This is a genomic window from Polynucleobacter sp. MWH-UH2A, assembly GCF_018687195.1.
In the GTDB taxonomy this organism is placed as follows: Bacteria; Pseudomonadota; Gammaproteobacteria; order Burkholderiales; family Burkholderiaceae; genus Polynucleobacter.
In genome coordinates this window covers 392,843-417,637 of record NZ_CP061321.1, presented here as the reverse complement: position 1 = coordinate 417,637, position 24,795 = coordinate 392,843, and the positions used below count along the sequence as shown (strand labels likewise).

29 protein-coding genes and 2 tRNA genes are annotated in these 24,795 nt (G+C 46.3%); 4 read left to right on the top strand and 27 right to left on the bottom strand.

The genetic code is table 11. From position 1 onward, the window contains the following. Positions 1-47: 47 nt before the first annotated feature. The 5 genes from rplI to IC571_RS02240 all read right to left on the bottom strand — a co-directional run bounded on the left by rplI (position 48) and on the right by IC571_RS02240 (position 2,737). Positions 48-500: a 50S ribosomal protein L9 gene (gene rplI, locus IC571_RS02260; protein ID WP_215317220.1), complete on the bottom strand. Its 453-nt coding sequence runs from the start codon at positions 498-500 to the stop codon at positions 48-50. Positions 501-513: 13 nt separating this feature from the next. Beyond that, a complete protein-coding gene (gene rpsR, locus IC571_RS02255) occupies positions 514-786 on the bottom strand; it encodes a 30S ribosomal protein S18 (protein ID WP_076022861.1) in 273 nt (90 codons plus the stop codon). 12 nt (positions 787-798) lie between these two features. Continuing rightward, positions 799-1,092, bottom strand: a complete 294-nt coding sequence (gene priB, locus IC571_RS02250; protein ID WP_215317219.1) for a primosomal replication protein N — start codon at positions 1,090-1,092, stop codon at positions 799-801. A 59-nt stretch (positions 1,093-1,151) separates the two neighbouring features. Then, positions 1,152-1,526, bottom strand: a complete 375-nt coding sequence (gene rpsF / locus IC571_RS02245) for a 30S ribosomal protein S6 (RefSeq protein ID WP_173955183.1) — start codon at positions 1,524-1,526, stop codon at positions 1,152-1,154. Between the two features lie 134 nt (positions 1,527-1,660). Then, the gene (locus tag IC571_RS02240; RefSeq protein ID WP_215317218.1) at positions 1,661-2,737 is read right to left on the bottom strand and encodes an asparaginase; all 1,077 of its coding nucleotides are present in this window, start codon (positions 2,735-2,737) and stop codon (positions 1,661-1,663) included. A 60-nt stretch (positions 2,738-2,797) separates the two neighbouring features. On the opposite strand from IC571_RS02240, the gene lexA reads away from it, so the two are divergent. After that, a complete protein-coding gene (gene lexA, locus IC571_RS02235) occupies positions 2,798-3,517 on the top strand; it encodes a transcriptional repressor LexA (protein ID WP_215317217.1) in 720 nt (239 codons plus the stop codon). 92 nt (positions 3,518-3,609) lie between these two features. On the opposite strand, the gene IC571_RS02230 is transcribed toward lexA, so the two are convergent. The 5 genes from IC571_RS02230 to uvrC all read right to left on the bottom strand — a co-directional run bounded on the left by IC571_RS02230 (position 3,610) and on the right by uvrC (position 7,019). Continuing rightward, on the bottom strand, positions 3,610-4,071 hold the full coding sequence (locus tag IC571_RS02230) for a hypothetical protein (protein ID WP_215317216.1): 462 nt from the start codon (positions 4,069-4,071) through the stop codon (positions 3,610-3,612). 93 nt (positions 4,072-4,164) lie between these two features. Then, positions 4,165-4,238, bottom strand: a tRNA-Cys gene (locus IC571_RS02225). Positions 4,239-4,286: 48 nt separating this feature from the next. Next, positions 4,287-4,362 (bottom strand) — tRNA-Gly (locus IC571_RS02220). Positions 4,363-4,477: 115 nt separating this feature from the next. Beyond that, positions 4,478-5,053 carry a CDP-diacylglycerol--glycerol-3-phosphate 3-phosphatidyltransferase gene (pgsA, locus tag IC571_RS02215; RefSeq protein ID WP_215317215.1) on the bottom strand — a complete coding sequence of 192 codons (576 nt, stop codon included), beginning with the start codon at positions 5,051-5,053 and terminating at the stop codon, positions 4,478-4,480. 34 nt (positions 5,054-5,087) lie between these two features. Continuing rightward, the gene (gene uvrC / locus IC571_RS02210) at positions 5,088-7,019 is read right to left on the bottom strand and encodes an excinuclease ABC subunit UvrC (protein WP_215317214.1); all 1,932 of its coding nucleotides are present in this window, start codon (positions 7,017-7,019) and stop codon (positions 5,088-5,090) included. On the opposite strand from uvrC, the gene earP reads away from it, so the two are divergent. Together earP and efp are read left to right on the top strand one after the other, a co-directional pair. Next, positions 7,018-8,088: an elongation factor P maturation arginine rhamnosyltransferase EarP gene (gene earP / locus IC571_RS02205; protein ID WP_215317213.1), complete on the top strand. Its 1,071-nt coding sequence runs from the start codon at positions 7,018-7,020 to the stop codon at positions 8,086-8,088. The genes uvrC and earP overlap by 2 nt on opposite strands. Before the next feature lie 85 nt (positions 8,089-8,173). Continuing rightward, positions 8,174-8,734 (top strand): elongation factor P, encoded by a 561-nt coding sequence (efp, locus tag IC571_RS02200; RefSeq protein ID WP_215317212.1) that lies wholly within the window; start codon positions 8,174-8,176, stop codon positions 8,732-8,734. 63 nt (positions 8,735-8,797) lie between these two features. Here efp and nagZ read toward each other — a convergent pair whose 3' ends face one another. From nagZ to IC571_RS02115, 17 genes are all read right to left on the bottom strand, one after another. Then, the gene (gene nagZ, locus IC571_RS02195) at positions 8,798-9,874 is read right to left on the bottom strand and encodes a beta-N-acetylhexosaminidase (protein ID WP_215317211.1); all 1,077 of its coding nucleotides are present in this window, start codon (positions 9,872-9,874) and stop codon (positions 8,798-8,800) included. A 24-nt stretch (positions 9,875-9,898) separates the two neighbouring features. Next, the gene (gene acpS, locus IC571_RS02190) at positions 9,899-10,291 is read right to left on the bottom strand and encodes a holo-ACP synthase (RefSeq protein ID WP_215317210.1); all 393 of its coding nucleotides are present in this window, start codon (positions 10,289-10,291) and stop codon (positions 9,899-9,901) included. Continuing rightward, positions 10,288-11,034, bottom strand: coding sequence for a pyridoxine 5'-phosphate synthase (locus IC571_RS02185; protein ID WP_215317209.1), 747 nt, complete (start codon positions 11,032-11,034; stop codon positions 10,288-10,290). The genes acpS and IC571_RS02185 overlap by 4 nt, the downstream gene beginning before the upstream one ends. A 12-nt stretch (positions 11,035-11,046) precedes the next feature. After that, positions 11,047-11,778 (bottom strand): DNA repair protein RecO, encoded by a 732-nt coding sequence (gene recO / locus IC571_RS02180; protein ID WP_215317208.1) that lies wholly within the window; start codon positions 11,776-11,778, stop codon positions 11,047-11,049. A 6-nt stretch (positions 11,779-11,784) separates the two neighbouring features. Further along, positions 11,785-12,678 carry a GTPase Era gene (gene era, locus IC571_RS02175; RefSeq protein WP_251373478.1) on the bottom strand — a complete coding sequence of 298 codons (894 nt, stop codon included), beginning with the start codon at positions 12,676-12,678 and terminating at the stop codon, positions 11,785-11,787. Between the two features lie 44 nt (positions 12,679-12,722). Further along, entirely contained in the window at positions 12,723-13,514 is a 792-nt protein-coding gene (gene rnc, locus IC571_RS02170; protein WP_215317206.1) for a ribonuclease III, read from the bottom strand. A gap of 6 nt (positions 13,515-13,520) precedes the next feature. Then, entirely contained in the window at positions 13,521-14,327 is an 807-nt protein-coding gene (gene lepB / locus IC571_RS02165) for a signal peptidase I (RefSeq protein ID WP_215317205.1), read from the bottom strand. Beyond that, positions 14,327-16,132 carry a translation elongation factor 4 gene (gene lepA / locus IC571_RS02160; protein WP_215317204.1) on the bottom strand — a complete coding sequence of 602 codons (1,806 nt, stop codon included), beginning with the start codon at positions 16,130-16,132 and terminating at the stop codon, positions 14,327-14,329. Before lepA ends, lepB begins: the two co-directional genes overlap by 1 nt. Positions 16,133-16,267: 135 nt before the next feature. Next, complete coding sequence (locus tag IC571_RS02155) at positions 16,268-17,713, bottom strand: DegQ family serine endoprotease (RefSeq protein WP_215317203.1); 1,446 nt, start codon at positions 17,711-17,713, stop codon at positions 16,268-16,270. A 51-nt stretch (positions 17,714-17,764) separates the two neighbouring features. Continuing rightward, positions 17,765-19,012 (bottom strand): beta-ketoacyl-ACP synthase II, encoded by a 1,248-nt coding sequence (gene fabF, locus IC571_RS02150; RefSeq protein WP_215317202.1) that lies wholly within the window; start codon positions 19,010-19,012, stop codon positions 17,765-17,767. A gap of 31 nt (positions 19,013-19,043) precedes the next feature. Further along, the gene (acpP, locus tag IC571_RS02145; protein WP_028819177.1) at positions 19,044-19,283 is read right to left on the bottom strand and encodes an acyl carrier protein; all 240 of its coding nucleotides are present in this window, start codon (positions 19,281-19,283) and stop codon (positions 19,044-19,046) included. 103 nt (positions 19,284-19,386) lie between these two features. Beyond that, the gene (gene fabG / locus IC571_RS02140) at positions 19,387-20,130 is read right to left on the bottom strand and encodes a 3-oxoacyl-ACP reductase FabG (protein ID WP_215317201.1); all 744 of its coding nucleotides are present in this window, start codon (positions 20,128-20,130) and stop codon (positions 19,387-19,389) included. A gap of 27 nt (positions 20,131-20,157) precedes the next feature. Continuing rightward, the gene (gene fabD / locus IC571_RS02135; protein ID WP_215317200.1) at positions 20,158-21,093 is read right to left on the bottom strand and encodes an ACP S-malonyltransferase; all 936 of its coding nucleotides are present in this window, start codon (positions 21,091-21,093) and stop codon (positions 20,158-20,160) included. Positions 21,094-21,140: 47 nt separating this feature from the next. Next, positions 21,141-22,127, bottom strand: coding sequence for a beta-ketoacyl-ACP synthase III (locus IC571_RS02130; RefSeq protein ID WP_215317199.1), 987 nt, complete (start codon positions 22,125-22,127; stop codon positions 21,141-21,143). Then, positions 22,124-23,137: a phosphate acyltransferase PlsX gene (gene plsX / locus IC571_RS02125; RefSeq protein WP_215317198.1), complete on the bottom strand. Its 1,014-nt coding sequence runs from the start codon at positions 23,135-23,137 to the stop codon at positions 22,124-22,126. Before plsX ends, IC571_RS02130 begins: the two co-directional genes overlap by 4 nt. An 82-nt stretch (positions 23,138-23,219) precedes the next feature. Further along, a complete protein-coding gene (gene rpmF, locus IC571_RS02120; RefSeq protein ID WP_011902241.1) occupies positions 23,220-23,399 on the bottom strand; it encodes a 50S ribosomal protein L32 in 180 nt (59 codons plus the stop codon). Between the two features lie 105 nt (positions 23,400-23,504). Further along, entirely contained in the window at positions 23,505-24,080 is a 576-nt protein-coding gene (locus IC571_RS02115) for a DUF177 domain-containing protein (RefSeq protein WP_215317197.1), read from the bottom strand. Between the two features lie 97 nt (positions 24,081-24,177). On the opposite strand from IC571_RS02115, the gene IC571_RS02110 reads away from it, so the two are divergent. Further along, a complete protein-coding gene (locus IC571_RS02110; protein ID WP_305848877.1) occupies positions 24,178-24,786 on the top strand; it encodes a Maf family nucleotide pyrophosphatase in 609 nt (202 codons plus the stop codon). Positions 24,787-24,795: the final 9 nt, after the last annotated feature.

Here is a 24,795-nt window from a genome sequence, read left to right as displayed (position 1 = left end):
ACGTAACGGTACGTGAGCGGGATTCAGCCATGAGGCTAGTGTATTACTTAAGCTTGCTCGCCGATTACACGGATTGTGATATCAGCCACAACATCGGTATGAACTGCTACCGCTACTGGGTGATCACCAACCATTTTCAACGGGCCAGTAGGCAAACGAACAGAAGACTTCTCAATCGTAAAGCCTTTTGCTTTCAAAGCATCAGCGATGTCATGGTTAGTTACTGAACCAAACAAGCGACCATCAACACCCGCTTTTTGAGCGATGTCTAAAACCAAGTCCTTGAGCTTCACGCCAACAGCTTGTGCAGCAGCCAACTTCTCAGCAGCCAACTTTTCCAACTCAGCACGACGAGTTGCGAAATCAGCAATCGCTGCTTCAGTTGCACGACGCGCTTTACGTTGTGGGATCAAGAAATTACGAGCGTAACCGTCTTTAACGCGAACGACGTCACCGAGGTTGCCCAAGTTTGTTACTTTTTCTAAAAGAATGATTTGCATTGAGGGCTCCCAATTATTTCTTATGTTGATCAGAGAATGGCAACAAAGCCAAGAAACGGGCACGCTTGATAGCAGTGTCTAACTGACGCTGATACTTTGCTTTTGTACCTGTTAAACGAGCAGGAGTGATCTTAGCGTTTTCGCCAATGAAGTCCTTCAATGTGTCTACATCTTTGTAGTCAATCTGTTCTACGCCAGCAACAGTAAAACGGCAATAGCGCTTACGCTTGAACAATGGGTTCTGAGCAGGTTTCTTTTTGAAATCGGGTTTCTTTCCAAACGCCATGATGATTTCCTTTTAACTTTTTAATTGAATATGGGTAATGTGGAAAACAAGTCTTTGATTACGTAGAGTCTTCGGTGCCAGGAATCCTTCAAACACTGCCTCAGTTCCTAAATCCATTCTTTCAAGATCCTTTTGTATCGGTCCGATCGTAACGGCTTCAACGCTCATCTGAATCTTCCTAGCTACTCCTACCTCGTTTGCTTGGCCGCTATGTTCTAGCTGGCAATGCATCACCGGTATTCCTGCTGGTGTAAATCGAATCGCGTCTTTAGATACCAAGATTGCAGTGAGGGTGAAATGATTCAACGCCGCCCCGCTTCTCTGATACGTTTTCTAGTCTGTGTATTCCTCTTCAAATTTCGAACTTATTCCGCTGCTACTGGAGCGTCGGCTTGAGCTGATTTGCGCGCTTCTTCACGTTGCACTTCTTTCATCATGATGGAAGGCTCTGTTTCAGCTTTCTTTGTCTTGATGATGAGGTGACGCAAAACAGCATCGTTAAATTTGAACGCATGCTCGAGCTCTTCCAAAGTTTTTTGGTCGCACTCAATGTTCATGCAAACGTAGTGGGCTTTTGCAAGCTTGTCGATCATGTAAGCCATCTGACGACGACCCCAATCTTCAATACGATGAATTTTGCCGCCCGCAGCTGCTAATGTAGCTTTGTAGCGATCGATCATCGCTGGCACTTGCTCGCTTTGGTCCGGATGGACGATAAAGACGATTTCATAATGACGCATCAAACACTCCTTAAGGATAAAGTCACCTGGGCGTCTTGCTAACTTCTGATGGTTTGGAAATTAGCGCCAGTGTGACAAGGTAGTAACAAATTGTAGGTACTGCTTACAACCACTTTACAGCCACTTTTCAGTGCTCACCTGATTTCAGGCAAGACCGCTATTCTAGCAAAAAAATCCTGCCAAGTCAGGGCTTTACCAACTGATTTAGCTTGTTTTTCAGCATTTAAGGCTAACTGCAGAGCAATTCTGGCTTTAGGTGCACAAAGCTTACCTGCAGCCAAACAGCCCTCAAAGTCCTTTTCTGGGACATCAGGCATTACTTGCCCGCTTCCAGGGCGGGCGGCCCTCACCACGGCGATCCCCTGTTTTGCAGCTTGAACCAAGGGCTCGAGCCATTGCTCATGAAGGCTACCCATGCCAGTTCCCCCCAACACTAAGCCCTGCGCCTTGCTTTTTAACCAGAGATCAATGGTTTCTGAACGTGCGCCAGCATGACTAGTTAAAATTTCCACCCAAGGCCACTCATTAGCACTGGGAATGGGTAAATCTTCGGTCCAGAGCGCCTCAACCGCCTTTACGCCAGATAACCAAGAGGGATTAATTAACCTTACCGGACTGCTGGGAGAGGCCTGCATGAGGGCATTTAAGGCGGTAGTGTGGCGCTTAGCTAAATCCATCGCCATACAGACCCGACCCCCCATTACGGCATAAATACCGCCTGGGCAGTTGTCTAAAGGGCTTGCAGCCCATTGAATCGCATCCAATAAATTACTAGGACCATCAGCATTAGGGGCGTTTGCGGGCAACATGGCTCCTGTAAGCACCACTCTTTTGCCTAAATTTTGAGCAAGGCTACCGCAAATCAGCTGTAAAAATAGACCGGTTTCCTCAATCGTATCGGTACCGTGAGTGACCACTACCCCCCTAACCATGGTGTTTTCAAGGGCATCTCTGACCGCATGGCCCAAAAGCGTCAATAGGGGTTCGGTCATATTGCAGCTATTGATGTTGGCCACTTGCCTTGAGTTCAAGCAAAGATCCCCTGGAATAGCAGATTCAATATGGCTTAGCAAAGAGTCGATTTCCACTTGACCGGCCGCATATTGCAGGGGCTGATCGACTGGATTGGAAGCCAAACCCGCAATCGTTCCGCCCATTCCTAAAACCAGGATATGGGGAGAGTTTTCTGATGGATTCTGAATTTGGCTCATTACGTCATTATCCCCTTTAAATCGCTTGAAATCAGAAAAAGTGCTGTATACAATCCCAGTATGGACATAAACACAGTCGAGTACCAAGAGGAGCTGACTGCCCTCCCCAAGCTAACACCTCGTCAAAGCGAGATTTTGGATCTCATTACCAAAGCGATTGATGAAAGTGGATTGCCACCAACGCGAGCAGAGATTGCAACGCAATTGGGATTCGCTTCTGCCAATGCAGCCGAAGAACATTTGCGTGCGCTTGCCAAAAAGGGATACATTGAGCTGACTCCAGGAACATCGCGTGGTATTCGTGTTCCACACCGTTTCAATCAAACGCAAAATGCAAATCAATATCGTCAGCTCTCTTTGCCTTCCGGCGCATTACAACAACTGACATTGCCACTAATTGGTCGCGTTGCCGCTGGCTCACCGATCATGGCTGTTGAGCATATTGAAAAACAAGTTCCAATTGATCCAAGTTTGTTTAGCAAAGGCGCTGATTACTTATTAAAAGTAAAAGGCATGAGTATGCGAGATGCTGGAATTTTGGATGGCGATTATTTGGCAGTAAGAAAAACAACTGAAGTACGCAATGGCGATATTGTGGTTGCACGCCTTGATGATGAAGTCACTGTGAAACGTTGGCAACAAAAGAAAACTGCCAACGGTATGGTGATTGAGTTACAAGCTGAAAACCCGGACTTTAAAAACATTCTGGTGGATGGCCGTCAACCCAATTTTGCTATTGAAGGTCAAGCTGTAGGACTTATTAGGGCAGAAGGCCTATAAACGTTGCCAAGACTGATTTAGAAATAAAAAAGCCTCCGTACTGGAGGCTTTTTTATTGGCTGTCTTTTATTTCAATTTTTTCGCTTCTACTCTTACTTCTTACTTGGTGCGATCACATTCGCATTTTTCGGAGATGAGGTAATTGTGATGAGTGTCTTTGGACCCGTCATAGATCCTTCGTTCAATTCCACGGTTGCGGTGCGGTCACCTTTTGTAAACACCAAGATGCTGGTTTTTGTTTTTACTGCACTCACGGTTGTCCAGCCTGCACGTGGATACTCAGATTGAAAGAAAGCATAAATATCTGTTGGTGATTGCACACCGGAAAGCACTACTCGACCAACCCAGTTATCGCCACGGCCAATAATCAGAGAATCTGATCCAATAATTTTTGAGGCAGCAGGCAAAGGCATGTCACCCAATAATTGAGATTGGATTTCTTGAACCTCTTGAGGTGTTCCGGTAGGTGAGTCACCAGAGCTTGCGCAAGCGCCCAATAGAGCAGATAGGATTACAGCAAGAGCGCTGAGCTTCAAGGAATGCATGGTGGTCATTTATTTAATTTCGCTTTAAAGAGAATAAGGGCGACTTTCTTATACATACTGAAAGTATTTTAGGTGCTACACCCTTTTCGTCAAGTGAAATACTGGAGGCGCGTGAGGGAATCGAACCCCCGTACGAAGCTTTGCAGGCTCCTGCCTAACCACTCGGCCAACGCGCCAGATCCTGAATCAAAAATGGGAAGCTTTGAAGAGCTTCCCATCGAACTTGGAGCGGGAAAGGAGGTTCGAACTCCCGACCTATACCTTGGCAAGGTATCGCTCTACCAGCTGAGCTATTCCCGCATAACAGGGCGATAGTTTAACAAACAATCCAAAAGAAAGCATTTTTCCCTTAGAAAAAGAATGATTGTTGACTTAAATACACCCTCTGAGCCTTGCTGGCTGGGCGCTATCAGAATTAATCGATTTTTCCGACTAATTGCGGCAGGGCTTTTTTGAGGTAATAAAACATAGACCAAAGCGTTAAAAAGGCCGCAACCCAAATTAACCAAGTACCTAACTTCGAGCAGTCAAGCCAGCCAAACAAAGTGTCGTTAATCAATAAGAAAGGAATCGCCACTAACTGTGCGGTTGTTTTCAGTTTGCCAACCATGTGAACAGCAACGCTCTTGCCTGCACCCAATAAAGCCATCCACTCTCTTAAAGCGGATATCGTAATTTCTCTACCAATAATGACAAGCGCCACCCAAACTTGCACACGATCCATATTTAATAAAACCAGTAAAGCAGCAGCCACGATTAATTTGTCTGCAACGGGATCTAAAAATTGACCAAAAGCAGATTCTTGTTTTAAGCGACGCGCCAAATATCCGTCCAGCCAATCCGTAATCGCTGCAGAAATAAATATGATCGCCGCGATCATATTTTTCTCAAACGGGGTGAACCAAGAGTTTGGGAGATAGAAAACTACTACCAATAGAGGAATGGCTGCTACACGCAACCAAGTCAGGGCAATAGGTAGATTGAAGGGCATGACACAAGCATAAACCAATTAGTCGACGATGTAATTAATGCAACTGGCGGTAAATTTGCTCAGCCAAAGTAAGAGATACCCCCTCTACGCTAGCGATCTCTTCAATGCTCGCATTAGCCACTCCCTTCAGCCCACCAAACCGAGCCAAAAGCTTTTGACGACGTTTGGCGCCAATCCCCTCAATCTCTTCAAGACGTGAGACCGTTCTAGCCTTAGCACGCTTGGCACGCATTCCGGTAATCGCAAAACGGTGTGCCTCGTCCCGAATTTGAGCAACCAGCAACAGTGCTGCGCTATCAATACCCAACTCCAAAGGCTTGCGGCCATCCGCAAAAATCAAAGTTTCTAGGCCAACTTTACGACCCTCACCTTTTGCTACGCCTACGATCAAACTCACATCCATGCCAAATTCAGTGAGCACTTGTCTTACCATCTCAACCTGACCTTTGCCCCCATCAATCAGAATCACTTGAGGCATCTTTTCAGGTGGGAGTTCCTGAAAATTGGCATAACGTCTTTGCAATACTTGACGCATAGCTGCATAGTCATCACCAGGAGTAATGTCATTGATATTAAAACGGCGGTACTCCCCTGATTGCATTGCATTCTTGGCATAGACCACACAAGATGCTTGCGTTGCTTCTCCTGAAGTATGGCTAATATCAAAACATTCAATACGCAGATGCTCTAAGCCTTCCAAATCCAAGCCCAAGATATCAACCAGAGCTCTTGCTCTAGCCAATTGACCGCCCGTTTCCACCAAGCGCTTAGTTAATGCGATTTTTGCATTCCCCTCAGCCATAGCGAGCCAATGGCGCCGCTGACCTTGTGGTTGATGCAAGAAGGTAATTTTCTTCCCAGCTTGCGCATTTAATAAATCATGCAAATCTTCAGGAAGATCATCACTTGATTGGCGCACGTCATCACCAATGGTTTGCAAGGGATGATTTAAAACAAGAACTGGCGGAATTAAATTGGTGCCAGGGCCATTGATACCATTGGACCCACTATCAGGATCATCCTCTAAATAATGTTGCGCAATAAATGCCTCCAGTATTTCTGCTGGTGGCGGAAGCTCACCCGATGCCGTGCGTAAACCTTTGGGAAAGTAAGCCCTATCACCCAGATGGCGCCCGCCACGAACCATCGCTAAGTTCACGCAAACCATGCCCTCCATTTGCGCGACAGCAATAACGTCGACATCCCCCTCGCCTTCGGCAACGGCGTCCATTGCTTGTTGCTGCAACACGCTAGAGAGGTCCGCAATGCGATCGCGCAATACCGCCGCCATCTCAAACTCCATAGCCTCACTATGTGTATGCATTTCTTTTTCAAGCTCGGATAAGACGCGGCGGTGATCGCCCTCTAAAAATCGGGTGGCTTGAGCAACATCTTGGGCATATTGCTCAACACTCAAACGACCAACGCAAGGGGCGCTGCAACGATGAATTTGATGCAACAGACAAGGGCGGCTTCGGTTCTTAAATACGGAGTCTTCACAAGTGCGCAAACGAAATACTTTTTGCAAAATCTGCACACTATTGCGAACTGCCCAACTATTTGGGAAAGGCCCGAAATATTGATTGCGCTTATCGACCTTGCCGCGATATGAGGCTAAACGTGGGTACTCATGACACGTTAACATCACATAAGGGTACGACTTATCATCCCTAAATAAAATATTAAATGGCGGAGCCAACTCTTTGATGAGATTGTTCTCTAGAATAAGAGCTTCGGTTTCAGTACGCGTTACAGTTGTTTCATAACGAGCGATCTTGCCCACCATCAATTCAATACGAGGCGATAACTGGGTGCGCTGAAAATAACTAGAAACGCGTTTTTTAAGGTTGCGAGCTTTGCCTACATACAGAATATTTCCCGCTTCATCAAAGAAGCGATATACCCCCGGCAATCCGGGTAGCCGTTTAACATCCTGCTGAAGGGTTTCAAAAAGCGAATTACTCATGCGTTGGGATATTTTCTGCCAAATCGTAGACAACTATGGTGATGCCGGTGTTTGCTGGCGTCTAGCCCGTAGCTTATCAAGTCTTCACCAGCAAGAGGTACGTATTTTTTGCGACGATCTACCAACCTTGAATTTAATCGCCTCTGGTACCGACGCAAAGATTAAAAAGCGTATTGATATACAACCCTGGGAAGCCAGCTTCAATAACGCAAGACATCCCGTGCAGGCACCAAACGTGGTGATCGAGGCGTTTGGTTGCGACCTACCCGAACGCTACTTAGCAGGCTTATTTATTGCCCCAGTAAAACCCATCCTGATTAATCTGGAGTATTTGAGCGCAGAACCATGGATTCTGGATTTTCATGGCAAGGCCTCGCCACAATCTCATGGGATATCAAAATACTTTTTCTTCCCTGGATTTCAGGATGAAACAGGCGGCCTATTGATTGACCCCATTCCGCCCGACGCAGAAGTTAGCAAAGACAGAATTCCTCAAGCCCTGACAGAAACCTGGTCAAAGCTTCGGCCTAATGCAAAACGGTTTAGCGTATTTTGCTATCCAGGCGCCCCCTTACAGAAATGGCTTGAAAACTTGGGTTCGCTAAACGAGGATATTGATGTACTGCTTACGCCCGGTCATGCTGAACAACTGAGTTTATACGGCCAACAAGAGCCTCAACTACCAGATAGACTGCAATTGCTATCGATCCCTTTTGTCTCTCAAGATGAATATGACTGGGTTTTATCGCAATGTGATTTCAATATCGTGCGAGGTGAAGATTCTTTTGTGAGGGCACAGTTAGCAGGCAAACCGTTTATTTGGCACATCTATCCTCAAGAAGATCGCGCTCATGAAGTCAAATTAGCCGCCTTTTTAGATCTTTATCTTGATGAAGCAGATCAAGAATTGCGCTTAGCCGTCATTGCCGCAATGACTTGGGCAATGCCCGCAGAATGGTTTGGGTCACTCGACCAGTGGAGCATCTACGCTAAAGCGTGGCGCACCCAATTACTCAAAAAACAAGGTGATGGTGGCTTGGCAGCTCGTCTATTGCGGTTTACCAGCTAATCCCAAGCAATAAAGCCCTACGGGCGGTTACAATCTTGTTTTTGATAAAAACCGCAGAAAACTCTCTGCACCCAGGAATAGCAAGATGAAAACAGCACAAGAACTCCGCGTTGGTAACGTAGTGATGATCGGCACTGATGCCATGGTCGTATTAAAAGCAGAATATAGCCGCTCTGGCCGTAACTCTTCTGTTGTCAAAATGAAATTTAAGAATTTGTTAACTGGTGCACCAAACGAAGGTGTTTACAAAGCTGATGACAAATTTGATGTGGTAATTTTGGATAAGAAAGAATGTACTTACTCTTATTTCGCAGATCCAATGTATGTATTTATGGATGGTGAATACAACCAATATGAAGTTGAGTCTGAATTCATGGGTGATGCATTGAACTACCTCGAGGAAGGTATGCCTTGTGAAGTGGTGTTCTACGAAGGTAAAGCACTTTCCGTTGCAATGCCAAACTCACTCGTTCGTGAAATCACTTACACAGAGCCTGCAGTAAAAGGCGATACCAGCTCAGGCAAAGTATTAAAGACAGCGAAATTGGCTACTGGCTATGAATTGCAAGTACCTTTGTTCTGCAACACTGGTGACAAGATCGAAATCGATACGCGTACTGGTGAATACCGCAGCCGCGCTAATTAATTAGCAAACTGCAAAAGATAAAAAGCCCGGCATGCCGGGCTTTTTACATGGGGAACCCCAATCTCATGCAATGAGCTTTAACTGCTGCAGTAAGCCTTTGGCATGCTGGTATTGCGCCTCATCCTGCAGCTCCGCCCATGAAAGCGCTTGATTGTCAGGCATGAGCTTATTCAAACGAATGGCAGACTCCGCTTGCTTCGTTTTAGACACTTTCAGCTTAGCCAACAGTTGATCCGCTAAATCAGGTCGATTACAGATCAGAACAGCATCACAACCCGCATCCAGAGCCATCTCAGCCCCCTCTACTACCGATCCTGCAACGCTAGCACCTTCCATCGAAAGATCATCACTAAAGATCACCCCTTCAAAGCCAAGCTCTAGACGCAACACAGAGTGCAACCAGATCTTGGAGAAACCTGCAGGATTTTGATCAACTTTTGGATAAATCACATGTGCCGGCATGACTGCAGCCAAACTCAAATCAAGCCATTCATAAGGCTTTGCATCGTCATTCAAAATTTCTTGGAGTGAGCGCTCATCTACCGGAATGGCCACATGCGAGTCCGCCTCTGCCCAACCATGACCAGGGAAGTGTTTGCCGCAGTTGGCCATACCAGCCAAACGCAGACCCTCATTCAAACTCTTTGCTAAAGCAAACACAATTTGAGGATCACGACTAAAGGAACGGTCTCCGATCACACCGCTACGACCAAAATCGAGATCTAACACTGGAGTAAAGCTAAAATCTACACCACACGCCCGAAGTTCTGCAGCAAGTACATAGCCACAAGCAGTAGCTGCTGCCATCGCTAGTGCAGCCGATTCTGCTGCATGAGTGGACTTATTTTTAGCAAGCCAAAGCTCACCCAATTTACGCATGGGCGGCAAATGGGTGAAGCCATCAGTTCTGCAACGCTGCACTCGACCACCTTCGTGGTCTATTGAAATTAATACATCAGGACGAAGTTTTTTAATATCTACAGTCAACTTGGTAAGTTGTTTGCGATCATTAAAATTTCTGCCAAATAAGATCACGCCACCTGTTAGCGGATGCAAAATACGACGACGATCTTCAGCATTTAATGTTTGGCCCACCACGTCCAAGGTAATGGGGCCTGGCTTCATGATCGATTTGCTCATTGATTCCTCTTGTGATTAATCTTGTTATTTTTGAGTCACGATAACATGTGCGATTGCCATGTCCTGCTCATCGCTTACCGTCACGTGAGCTTCCCAGTTTTTATCTTGCATGAATTGGGCTAATGCACCCAAATAACTGGTTACAGGCTTACCGCTAGGTTCATTTAAAGTTTGCAAAGAACGCCAGGTCATCGGCATTCTCATTCCTAGTCCAATCGCTTTGGAGAACGCTTCTTTAGCAGCAAAACGCGTTGCCAAAAAAGCGATCCCCCGCTTGTGATTTCTGGCAAGACGATGTTTAAATACCAACATCTCATCGGGGCCCAGTATCTTTTCTGCTAGGCGACCATTCGTACGATCATAGGCAGCCTGCAAGCGCTCAATCTGCAAAATATCGGTGCCAATGCCGATGATCATAGATTTGCTTTTCTACCTTGAGTCATCAAGGCTTTCATATCTTTAATGGCTTTTTGCCAACCTTTGAATAGGGCTTCAGCAACAATGGCATGCCCGATATTCAGCTCTGATAGTTCAGCAATACCTGCAATTGGTATGACATTACCTTCATGCAAACCATGGCCCGCATTGACTCTCAAACCAATACTTTTCCCAAACTGTGCCGCTTTCTTTATGCGCAACAACTCAGCCTCTTGTTGAGCGCCAGACAAATCAGCATACCGACCGGTATGCAACTCCACTACAGTGGCGCCCACATCCTTAGCAGCCTGAATTTGTTTTTCTTCTGGATCAATAAACAGTGATACCCGAATACCCGCATCCTGCAATTGCTTGGTAGCCGCCTTAACAAGATCAAACTTTCCCAAAACATCGAGACCACCCTCAGTGGTAACCTCTTCGCGCTTCTCAGGAACCAAACAAACATCTTGTGGTTTTACTTGACAAGCGATATTGAGCATTTCGGGGGTAATTGCGCACTCGAGATTCATACGCGTTTTGATTAAAGGTCGCAAAGCGATTAAATCAGCGTCCTTAATGTGACGGCGATCTTCGCGAAGATGCAATGTTATGAGATCAGCACCCGCTTCTTCCGCTAATTGGGCTGCTTTAATCGGATCTGGATAAACCGTACCCCGTGCATTGCGTAGGGTTGCCACATGATCGATGTTAATTCCGAGTTCTAAGGCCTGGGCAGAAGTCATAGCAATAGATTACTAGATTTTCTTTAAATCAATCAGAATTTGACGGGTAGTCAACACTTGATCTTGTAAATGCAGCCCCAAGAGGAAGCGCATTAATTGCTTGCTTTCGGAGAGTGTTACCGGATCAGAAAAGTCACCAACCGCTATTGCTAACAAGGATCTTCCAGTCAGCACAGGCCAATGACCAGGATCATCCACTTGAACAGGTCTCACACCTTTTTCTGGCTGATAAACATATTGACCATCATGAATAGGTGCTTCATTGGTTTCAACGCAACGATCAAGCGCCGCCGCGTAACCAGTTTCTTGCAACAAAGACAGCTCAAATGGACGCAGAATTTCTTCTAAGCCCTTTGACTCTTCAAGTGCCGACAAAGCGTTAATCGTATCTGCATAGCGATCGTAAAGCGTTTCATATTCATCTTCACGCGCTAAGAATTTCACAAGTAATTCATTTAGGTAGAAGCCACAAAGGAGTGCATCGCCCACCAAGGAAGGCATGCCGCCTACCCACTCGGATTTGGTTAAGGTGCGCAGCTCTGACTTACCGCTCCAAGAAACTAAGAGTGGTTGAAAGCGCTGCAGTACTGGTCTTAATGTGGAATGAGGGCGCTTTGCTCCTTTGGCAATCAACGCCATGCGACCATGCTGTCGCGTAAAGACATCCAAAATGAGACTGGTTTCTTTATAGGGAATGCTGTGCAATACAAAAGCGGGTTCGTCAGCAACACGAATCGAAGCCATAGGAAATTATTCCAGCCCTTGTGCCCGCAATTCAGCGCGATCATCTGCCCAACCACGCTTCACTTTTACCCAGGTCTCTAAGAAAACTTTTCCATCAAATAGTTTTTCCATATCGATCCGAGCATCGGTAGAAATTTTCTTTAAACGCTCACCTTTTTGGCCAATGATCATCGCTTTGTGACTATCGCGATCAACCAAAATCGTCGCAGAGATTCTGCGCATCTTGCCATCCATCTTAAATTGATCAATGACCACAGTAGAGGTGTAGGGCAACTCTTCACCGGTAAAACGAAATACCTTTTCTCGCAGAATTTCGGCAGCAAGGAAGCGCTCACTACGATCGGTAACCGTATCGCCGTCATAAACAGGCTCGCCTTTAGGCAAATAACCCTCAAGCACATCCAATAGTCTCTGAATATCGCCAGGACTCTTGGCACTCATAGGCACAATTTCCGCGAACTCTGATTTTTGGTCTTCATGACCACCTAATTCAGACCATGGCTTGGCCATTTCTTTAATGAAATTGAGCAAGGCTTGATCACGCTCTGATGGCGCCTGAAAACGGCTATTAAACAGATCCAATTTATTTAATACCAACACCACAGGGATATCGCTTGGCAGAAGTTTCAATACTTTTTTATCATCTTCACCAAAATAACCGGTCTCGACAACAAAGCAAACTACGTTGACGTCTTGTAGAGCAGTAGTAACTGTGCGGTTAAGTGCTTTATTTAAAGTATTCATTAAACGCGTCTGGAATCCTGGCGTATCAATGAAAATAAATTGTGCTTCTTCGCGATTCTGCACACCCAAAATACGGTGACGTGTGGTTTGCGCTTTACGTGAAGTAATGCTGATCTTCTGACCTACCAATGCATTAAGCAAAGTAGATTTGCCCATATTAGGACGCCCGACAATCGCAATGGTGCCGCATCTAAACACAATTAGCCCTTTAACTTCAAATTCAATTGCTCTTCAGTCGCCTCTTTCTTGGCAGCCTTCTTCTTCGCAGAGCGTGTTTTCTTGGGCTTGCGAGAATCTTGTGGCAAGGCCTTTAAAACTGCAAGTAAAGCACTTTTTGCAGCAGACTGTTCAGCAGCACGACGCGATGCACCCTCACCTTTTACAGATACTTTTAAACTTGGAATCAAGCATTCGACTTCAAACTGCTGATTGTGGGCAGCGCCGCTCGTACCAGTAACGTTATAAGTTGGCAACGGCAGTTGATAACTTTGTAAGCACTCTTGCAAAAGCGTTTTGTCATCCTTGCCCAATGTCTTTGGATCAACTTGCGACAGAATGATGGAGTAGAGTTTTCGTAAGCAAGTTTTTGCAGCATCAAACCCGCCATCTAAAAAGATTGCGCCTGTCACTGCCTCGAGGGTGTCAGCCAATATCGATGGTCGCCGAAATCCACCACTCTTCAACTCGCCTTCGCCTAAACGCAGATAGTCTGATAAAGATAATGTTTGTGCAATCTCATATAAAGCCTGCTGCTTCACTAAATTGGCACGTACACGAGATAAATCACCTTCATCCAAATCAGAATAACGTTCATAAAGCATTTCAGCGACAACACAATTTAATACAGAATCACCCAAAAACTCTAATCGCTCATTATTCTTCTTGCTGTGACTACGATGAGTTAGCGCTTGATAAAGCAGCTCTGGCTTCTTAAATGTGTAGCCTAGGCGCTCTTGAAGCGGTGCGGTTTCAATGACAGCGCGTGCGTTCATGATGCTTTACTGGAACCCGCCAATACGACCAAGGTTACCTAAATTGAGCCATACAAAGAAGGCTTTACCAACCAAGTTTTTATCCGGAACAAATCCCCAGTAACGAGAATCAGCGCTGTTATCGCGGTTATCCCCCATCGCAAAGTAATGACCTGTAGGAACCTTACAAGTTAAACCCGATGGTTGGTATTGGCAAAACTCAGCCCCAGGAAAGCGCTCTACTGGAAAAACGGTTGCTGGACGATCTGGGTCATTCAGAATCTCATGGCGATTGCCACCCAAATCTGCAGGAAAGCTTTCTGTAAAGCGCTTAGCGTAGCGCATATTCTCAGGATCCAAATAAGACTCACCGCCACTGTATTGCAATGGCTGGCCATTAATCGTTAAGCGTTTATCTTCGTATGCAATCACATCACCAGGCAAACCCACCACCCGCTTGATGTAATCAACAGATTCATCGCGTGGGTAACGAAACACAATGACATCCCCACGCTTTGGTGAACCCAAATCAATCACTTTTTGATTGATCACTGGCAAACGAATTCCATAGGTAAATTTATTCACCAAGATGAAGTCGCCAATTTGCAGGGTTGGAATCATAGATCCAGATGGGATCTTGAAAGGCTCGACAATAAAAGAGCGCAATACAAATACAGCGCAAATAACTGGGAAAAATCCTGCGGTGTACTCCAACCAAAGAGGCATGCGATCGATTCCAGCCATTTTTCTTTGGGGCGCAAAATAAATTCGGTCAGCAACCCAAGCAATTCCTGAAACAACCACCAATATAAAGAGGATGAGAGCAAAGTTCATTAATCTTCCACCTGCAAAATCGCCAAGAATGCTTCCTGTGGAATTTCCACATTGCCCACTTGCTTCATGCGCTTCTTACCTTCTTTTTGTTTTTCTAAGAGCTTGCGCTTACGTGAGATATCACCACCGTAGCACTTTGCTAAAACGTTCTTACGCAATGCCTTAACGTTCTCACGAGCAACGATATTGCTACCAATAGCCGCCTGAATAGCGACATCAAACATTTGGCGCGGAATGATGCCGCGCATCTTTGAAACTACTTCTCTGCCACGTGACTGACTATTACTGCGGTGAACAATCACAGAGAGCGCATCTACACGATCACCGTTAATCAAAATATCGACCTTCACTACATCTGCAGGACGATATTCTTTGAACTCGTAATCCATCGAAGCATAGCCACGAGAAATCGATTTCAGGCGATCAAAGAAATCCAACACAATCTCAGCCATCGGTAATTCATAAGTGAGCTGCACTTGGCGTCCAAGATAGTTCATGCCCGTCTGAATACCACGCTTACCAACGCATAAAGTAATCACTGAGCCCACATATTCCTGGGGCATATACAGGTTCACTGTGACTATCGGCTCAAGAATGACATCAACCTTACTGGTTTCAGGCATCTTGGATGGGTTATCCACCATGATGGTAGTGCCATCAGACTGCTGTACTTGATACACCACTGTAGGTGCAGTTGTAATCAAGTTCATGCCATACTGTCGCTCTAGTCGCTCTTGGACAATCTCCATGTGGAGCAAGCCCAAGAATCCGCAACGGAAGCCAAAACCTAAAGCTTGAGATACCTCAGGCTCATATAAGAGTGACGCATCATTTAGCTTGAGTTTTTCAAGTGACTCACGCAACTGATCGTATTCACTGGCCTCTACTGGATACAAACCAGCAAACACTTGTGGCTTCACTTCTTTAAAACCAGGCAGTGGTTGCGCAGCAGGAACTCGCCCTTGCTGTCCAGTAGCATGCGTGACGGTATCACCCACTTTTGCAGCTTTCAACTCTTTAATACCGGCAATCACAAAACCTACTTGGCCTGCTGATAACTCAGGGCGATCCACCGACTTCGGACTAAACACACCGACATGCTCAACCAAATGGGTTGAGCCATTAGCCATTAAAGTGATTTTTTCTTTTGGCTTTAAGGTGCCGTTGACAACTCGGATCAACATGACCACACCAACGTAGTTATCAAACCAAGAGTCAATAATCAATGCTTGTAACGGTGCTGAGGCATCACCTTTTGGCGGCGGCACTTTCGCAATCATTTCTTCGATCACATCCGCAACGCCCATGCCCGTCTTGGCTGAACAAGTTACCGCTTCAGATGCATCGATACCAATCACATCTTCGATTTCTTTTTTAGCGCGATCCGGATCGGCTTGTGGTAAATCGATCTTGTTCAGAACTGGAACAACTTCAACCCCTAATTCAAGTGCCATGTAGCAGTTCGCAACAGTTTGTGCCTCTACACCTTGACTGGCATCAACCACTAATAAAGCACCTTCGCATGCAGATAAAGATCGGCTGACTTCATAAGAGAAGTCAACGTGCCCCGGGGTATCAATCAGATTGATGTTGTAGGTCTTACCATCTTTAGCTTTGTAATTAAGAGCTGCGGTTTGCGCCTTAATGGTGATGCCACGTTCACGCTCGATATCCATCGAATCGAGCACCTGGGCTTCCATTTCGCGATCAGAAAGACCGCCACAAAGTTGAATAATGCGATCCGCAAGCGTAGATTTGCCGTGATCAATGTGGGCGATGATAGAAAAATTGCGGATTAAATCCATAGCGTCTTATTTAATAATTCCAAAAACGCCTTGTCAGAACGCACCAGGATGATGCGCTGCAAAAAGCCGTCTTGAGAGGATTGTAATGGGTGGCGCCCTAATGACGCCTGTGCCCATTTTTTAGGCAAAAATGCCTTATTTTGGCCTTACTGGTATCACCAATGTGCTGTCAGCTCGGCGAATAAAGACCGGAACAGCCTTATTGGCATCAAGGCCTTTCACGAGGGCCTCAAACTGCTTAGCGCCCGAAACATCGGTATCTGCAATCCGAATAATGACGTCGCCAGGACGGACTCCAGCCCTAGGCAATGGGCCATCCCCCAAGCCGGTAACTTCAACTCCGCCCTTGATGTTGAGATCCTTCTTTTTGGCATCCGATACATCGGTCACCGCCACACCAAGCGTATTGACGCTTCCACCATTAGATGGCGATTCGGATTTTTTGCTAGCAACCTGGGAGGCTTCACCATCGGAAACCGTTACTGTTAAATCACGCGTTGCACCCTTGCGCCATACTTGAACAGTTGCTGCAGTGCCTGGCTTGGTATCGCCAACAATTCTCGGCAAATCAGTAGACTTTGCAATCTCTCGACCATTGAAACTCAGGATGACATCACCCGCTTCAATTCCACCATTTGCGGCTGGACCGTTTGGCTCAACATTTCGTACATAGGCACCACGAGGTTTACCCAATCCCAAACTCTCAGCAACCTCTTTGGTCATCTCACCCAGCGCAACCCCAATACGACCACGCGTCATTTTTCCATTGGTACGCAATTGATCAGCTACTCGCATTGCTTCATCAATTGGAATCGCAAAAGAGATTCCCATATAGCCACCAGAACGACTAAAGATCTGAGAATTGATGCCAATCACTTGGCCAGCGGTATTCAATAAAGGGCCGCCAGAGTTACCCGGGTTGACTGCAACGTCTGTCTGAATAAAGGGCAAGTAATCACCAGTGTCACGGCTCTTCGCAGAAACAATACCAGCGGTCACGGTGTTCTCCAAACCAAATGGTGAACCAATTGCCAGAACCCACTCTCCAACACGCACTTTGGAAGAATCTCCTAAAGGTAATTTAGGTAAATCACGCGCCTCAATTTTGACAACCGCCACATCGGTGCGTTTATCCATACCCAACAACTTGGCTTTGAATTCGCGTTTATCCGTTAAGGTGACATAAATCGTAGTAGCACCTTCAACGACGTGTGCATTCGTCAGAATCAAACCATTCGATTCAATAATGAAACCAGATCCAACTCCACGATCAGCTTCTTGCGGTTTTCCAGGATTCGGTTGTGATTGCTTAGGGCTATTTGGAATTCCGGGAATAGGCACACCAAAGAAACGGCGAAAGAATTCCGCTTGATCTTCAGGCATTCCCGGAATGCCACCCTGCGCCTGTTGAACCATCACCTTTTCAGTAGTGCGAATATTGACTACTGCTGGACTGGCTCGCTCAACCAAATCAGCAAAATCAGGAATTGTCACCCGAGGATTTTGCGCGACAGCAGATGGAACAAACGACATTTGCCCCAGACTCAAAATAGCCAAGAGCGCAATAAAGTGCTTTTTCATAATGCTAAGACCTACTTGGTAAAAACCAAAAAAGTGGAGATAGAGAGAATATTAGGTCAGCTTACCAAAAATCAAGGTGCCGTTAGTACCACCAAAGCCAAAATTGTTTTTGACTGCATGGTCAATCTTCACATCCCTAGCAGTATTGGCGCAGTAGTCCAAGTCGCACTCAGGGTCTTGATTGAAGATATTGATCGTAGGAGGTGATTTCTGGTTATGAAGCGCCAGAATGGTAAATACAGACTCCAAGCCGCCAGCACCACCCAAAAGGTGTCCTGTCATCGACTTGGTAGAATTAATCAAAGCCTTCTTGGCGTGGTCGCCTAATGCCGCCTTGATTGCCTCAGTTTCGTTCTTGTCGCCCAAAGGGGTTGAAGTACCGTGGGCATTCAAGTACTGAATTTGATCAGGATTAAGTTTGGCATCGCGCATTGCATTGACCATGCAACGACGTGGGCCATCCATATTTGGTGCAGTCATGTGATATGCGTCACCACTCATACCAAAACCAAGTAGCTCACAATAAATCTTTGCGCCACGTGCTTTAGCGTGCTCATACTCTTCAAGCACAACAACACCAGCGCCTTCGCCCAGCACAAAACCATCACGATCTTTATCCCAAGGACGAGATGCTGTAGCGGGGTCATCGTTACGAGTTGATAGCGCTCTTGCAGAAGCAAAGCCGCCAACACCTAATGCAGAAATCGTTGACTCTGCACCACCAGCAATCATGACATCAGCGTCACCATACTGAATAAGGCGTGCAGCTAAACCAATGCTGTGTAAACCAGTAGTACAAGCAGTAACCGCAGCAACGTTTGGACCTTTGAGACCAAACAAAATACTGAGGTGCCCGGAAATCATATTGATGATGGAACCAGGAACAAAGAATGGGGAGATACGACGCGGGCCGCGGGCCAAGAGCTCGGCACCTGTCTCTTCAATCATTGGCAAACCGCCAATGCCTGAACCCACCATGACGCCGATGCGCTCAGCGTTTTGTTCGTTTACTTCAATACCGCTATCGCGAATCGCTTGCGTGCCAGCAGCGATACCATAATGGATGAATGTATCCATATGGCGCGCCTCTTTGGCAGAAACATATTCTTCGACATTGAAATCTTTCACCTCTCCAGCGAAATGAACGCTTAGTGGAGCGTGGTCAAATTTCGTGATGGTAGCAATGCCCGATTTGCCCGCAAGCAAATTGGACCAAGCTACATCAACTGAATTACCAACAGGTGAGATGAGACCAAGGCCGGTGACTACAACCCGGCGTCGGCCGTTTGATGCTGACACAGTAAACCTAAGTAATACCTAAGCTAGGGAATTAACCCTGAGCTTTTGATTTAGCGAAGTCGATCGCGAGCTGAACTGTGGTGATTTTTTCAGCTTCCTCATCAGGAATTTCGATACCGAATTCATCTTCCAAAGCCATTACCAGCTCAACAGTGTCAAGAGAGTCAGCGCCCAGGTCATTCACAAAAGAAGATTCATTCTTGATATCTCCTTCAGCGACGCCCAATTGCTCAGCGACGATTTTCTTAACGCGTTGTTCGATGTTGTCCATTAAGTCCCCCAAGGGTTGTAAAAAAACGATGAAAAGGATTTTATCAGTTCGGCGGCCTGAATTAGCAAAACCGCCAAAAAATGACTAAATCCGTGTTTTGCCGTTAGGCTAAATAGAGTCCGCCATTGACGTGTAGGGTATTACCCGTAATGTAGCCAGCAGCCGGAGAGGCCAAAAATGCCACTGCCTGAGCTACATCCTCAGGGCTTCCTAAACGGGCCAATGGAATGTTCACTTTTAAGGCATTTTGCTGTTCTTCACTTAATGCGCGGGTCATATCGGTATCAATAAACCCAGGAGCCACACAATTGACTGTGATGTTACGGCTGCCAATTTCGCGAGCCAATGCACGAGTCATTCCTGAAACACCGGATTTTGCTGCAGCGTAATTTGCTTGGCCAGGATTTCCCATATGACCAACAATGGAAGTGATGTTAATGATGCGGCCAGTACGTGCCTTCATCATGGGGCGCAATACTGCTTGTGATAAACGAAACACCGCGCTCAGATTGGTATCAATCACATCGGCCCACTCTTCAGACTTCATGCGCATTGCCAAGTTGTCACGAGTAATACCAGCGTTATTCACCAAAATATGAATACCACCAAATTCTTTCACGATGTGATCAATGATCTCTTCGCAAGCATTTGGTGCGGTGACATTCAAAGCTAAACCAGCGCCACCAGAAGGCTTCAATCTCGCATCAATCGCTTTAGCGCCATCAGCAGTAGTAGCAGTACCAATAACTTTAGCTCCACACTTCACCAATTCGTCCGCTACCGCCTGCCCAATACCACGCGAGGCGCCAGTTACCAGAGCAATTTGTCCGCTTAAGTCGAGATTCATATTTGTGTTCCGAATGTTGTATTTGTTTTATTTTACGGTGGCAAGAGCTTCGTTTAAGCTCGCCTCATCAAAGACTGGAATGCCAATTACTTGATCATTGATGCGCTTTGTGAGGCCAGCCAATACCTTGCCAGGACCACACTCAACGACTTGACTAATTCCTTGGGTGGCCATTGCCTGAATCGTTTCTTGCCAGCGTACTGGTTTAGCCGCCTGACGAACTAATGCATCTTTAATCGCAGCAGGATCATTCAGTATTTCAACGTCAACATTGTTGATCACCGGAATCGTTGGTGCTTTAAATTCAATATTCGCTAAATAGCCTTTTAACTTTTCAGAGGCTGGTTGCAATAAGGAGGAATGAAACGGCGCCGATACAGGTAAAGGTAACGCACGTTTAGCGCCAGCAGCCTTCAATAATTCACAGGCCTTAGCTACTGCATCACTCGCACCAGCAATCACCACTTGTCCAGGCGCGTTAAAGTTCACGGCCTCAACTACACCCCCTGAAGCTGCGCTAGCTTCAGCACACACCTTAATAACAACCGCATCATCCAAACCCAAGATGGCTGCCATACCGCCGGTCCCTACGGGTACCGCAGTTTGCATTGCTTCAGCACGAAAGCGAACCAAAGGAACGGCATCTTTAAATGAAATCACTCCAGAAGCAACCAAAGCAGAATATTCACCCAAGCTATGGCCCGCCATCACTTTAGGTACAGCACCCCCGGCTGCCAACCAAGCGCGATAAAACGCAACGGCTGCTGTCAGCATGACTGGTTGAGTATTGGTTGTTAATGCAAGCGCTTCTGCAGGACCTTCAGCAATTAGCTTTGCCACATCTTCACCCAGAGCTTCAGAAGCTTCTTGCAATGTAGCGCGCACTTCAGGGCGCTCAGAAATGGAATTAAGCATGCCTACTGATTGTGATCCTTGGCCTGGGAATACGAATGCGAATGTCATAAGTGAAATTTAGGAATAAAAAATAAAAGAATTAGATATTGAAGTTCTTAGTATTTGAGCGCTACCGCACCCCAAGCAAAACCACCGCCAACCCCTTCCAATAAAAGATGTTGACCTCGTTTGATTTGACCAGAACGCACACCAACATCCAAAGCTAATGGAATCGAAGCGGCTGAAGTATTGCCGTGTTCATGAACCGTCACAATGACTTTCTCCATGGACATTCCCATTTTTTTAGCGGTACCTTCCATGATGCGAATGTTCGCCTGATGGGGGACTAACCAATCAATCTGTTCGGGCTTGAGTTTTGCTTTTTCCAAAACCTCATGAGCAACTTGCTCCAATACTTTTACGGCCAGCTTGAATACTGCTTGACCGTCCATGGTCATAAATGGAGAGCCATGTACTGCGCCATTGCCAGAGCGTCCCGGCACACACAAAATATCACGCTGACTACCATCTGCATGCAATGCGGTTGACAGAATGCCAGCTTCATTTGAAGCCTCAAGCACTACTGCGCCTGCGCCATCGCCAAACAACACACAAGTTCCGCGATCCTGGAAATCCAAAATCCGTGAGAAGGTTTCAGCACCAATCACCAATACTTTTTTATAAGAACCTGTGCGAATGAAAGCATCCGCTGTCGCGAGTGCATAAGTAAAGCCTGCGCACACGGCTTGCACGTCAAATGCAGCACATGCAGTATGAGCACCTAACTTATCTTGCACTACACAAGCCGTACTCGGAAAACCACCCAAATGATCAGGTGTGGAAGTGGCGAGGATGATGAGATCTAGATCGGCTGAAGTGATGCCGGCGCTGGTCAAGGCAGCCTGTGCAGCCTTGACCGCTAGATCGCTAGTCAATTCATTTTCAGCAGCAAAGTGACGCGCAGAAATTCCACTGCGAGTGGTAATCCACTCATCGCTTGTCTCTAGACCCGACTTGGCAAGACGCTCAACTAGATCTTGGTTTGTTAAACGCTGCGCTGGAAGATAGCTTCCTGTGCCAGCCACTCTTGCAAAAATACTCATACCGTTGTCTCCGCCACAAAGGCTGCGGCAATACGTTCAACCATGCGATTTTTAGCCGCTTCATATGCGCGATCTAATGCAAATCCAAATGCAAAGCGATCAGCAGATCCATGACTCTTAATGACGCAACCACGCAAACCTAACAATACCGCACCGTTATAGCGGCGGTGATCAACTCGCTTACGAACGCGCAGTAGTGGCACCATCGCACAAATCGCCATCAATTTCGTTAGCAAAGAGCGGTTAAATTCTTCACGAATCATGCCACTCATCATTTTGGCTAAACCTTCGCTAGCCTTGAGCACAACGTTACCAACAAAACCATCGCACACGACAATATCTGTGGTGCCCTTAAAAATATCATTGCCTTCAACGTTGCCGTAGAAATTCAAATTACTTTGGCGAAGTAATTCGCTGGTCTGCTTCACCACTTCATTACCTTTAATAACTTCTTCGCCGATATTCAAAAGACCAATCGAAGGATTTTGCTTGCCATCCACCACTTGCACCATTACGTTAGCCATCTGAGCAAACTGTACCAAGTGCATAGGTTCACAATCTGCGTTTGCACCCAAATCCAACATAGTGGTGCCGCGCCCCAATTCATTTGGGATTGCGGTTGCAATCGCGGGGCGATCAACGCCTTCTAATGTTTTTAGTATGTAACGAGAAATCGCCATGAGTGCGCCGGTATTACCAGAAGAAATCACCGCATCAGCAGCGCCTTCTTTTACCTGCTCAATTGCTACGCGCATGGAAGAATCTTTTTTGCGACGCAAAGCCACCTCGATGGGATCATCCATCAACACTACTTCGCTCGCGGGAATAATTTGAATGCGCTCCATTGGAGCGTTAGAGGATTTACTTAAGACTTGCTTAATTAATTCCAGATCGCCAACTAAGGCAATGTTGACATCAGCGTGTTTTTCTAAAAAGTCGCAAGCAGCAGGGACCGTCACGACGACCCCATGATCTCCGCCCATGGCATCAATAGCAAGAGTAACGCTCATAAACTCATTGATTGCTACAAGTGATTTATCTAAGAAAAAAGCGGCTGTAAGTGAGCCGCTTCGATCTATTTAGACTAAAAAATTAGTCGTTTTTAGTTTTAACCACTTTACGACCACGATAGTAGCCGTTAGGTGAAATGTGGTGGCGCAAATGTGCCTCACCAGTTGTGGCTTCAACAGCCGTAGCAGGTGCGGTCAAAAAGTCGTGCGCACGATGCATGCCACGTTTGGATGGTGATTTTTTATTTTGTTGAACGGCCATAATGAACTCCTAAGCAAGGCGACATTCTAGCACGGAAAAGCGTCTAAATGCTTGATTTATCTGCAAACAAGGCTTAAAACAACATCCTGTTTTTAACCATCTTTTTCAGTTTTTCTTCATATTTTTCAATATGTTAAAGGGATTTTCACGTTCAGTAGGAACGTCGTCGTCCTCCCCATCCCCAAATACAGAGGCGTGGGGCTCACAAAAGCCCTCAGGGTGCTTTGGAATCAAGGGGATAGACAACAAAATCTCATCTTCAATGGTCTCGAGGAGGTTAAATTGCTGGCTAGCTACCAAGGGCTCCTGATCCTCATCCTCCAGCGGATAGTCGTCTGCCTGCGATTCAGTAGCCATGAAGATAAATCGGCGTTTTTCATCCAAATCGACCGCGCAACCCTGTAAACAGCGCTGGCAAGTCAAATGCAGCCGGCCTTTTAGGCCCAATTCCATGATTTGATGTGGCTCGCTACCAGGAGAAGGTTCGAAGTGGGTTTGAATATCCCAATGGAAGCCATCCCCAGAGACTACAGCCGACACCTCTTCGGCCACCCTGGGTAAATCTGGGATGCTCAAAAACCCGGCGCCCTTATAGGACTGGGGCGCACAAAAATCAATCCGCCGCAATGCATTTGACTCTGCAGACAACTGAACTTGAGGTAAAGCATGATTTCGATCCATGACATCAGTCTAAATCAAGAGCGAGAAAAGTGATTTCAAACTCCCCCATACTTTCTCTTCTTCCTTTTCTTTCGCAGTCAGTTGAAAATACGCAGCAATGAGTCATTCCACAAACACATCCAAAATCCCATCGCTCATTTTGGCGTCTACTTCGGTATATCGACGCGAGCTTTTAACTCGTCTGCGCATTCCATTTGAAGTTGTTTCCCCTAAAGTAGATGAAACCCCATTAACTGGTGAGAGCACGCTTGATCTAGCAATGCGCCTTGCACATGCCAAGGCAGAAGCTGTTGCTAAGCAGTTTCCAGAAGCTTGGGTGATCGGCTCTGACCAGGTTGCCGATCTTTGTGGCGCGTCAATTGGTAAGCCAGGAAATTTTGAAAGAGCCATGGCGCAATTGCAATTGATGCGCGGACAAACGGTAACGTTTCATACCGCTTTATGTCTGATGAAAAGCGATACGCAAACTACTCTCAGCGTTCCGACTGAAGTATGTTTTCGCAAACTGTCTGATGACGTTTTAGAAAACTATCTACTTACAGAAGAGCCATATGACTGCGCTGGTAGCGCCAAGTCTGAAGGTTTAGGAATCAGCTTGCTTGAATCCATCAAAAGCGATGACCCTACCGCCCTCATCGGCCTCCCCTTGATTGCTCTGGCTGGACTATTGCGTGACGCAGGTTTTGCAATTCCACCAAAGCAATAAAGACAGCAA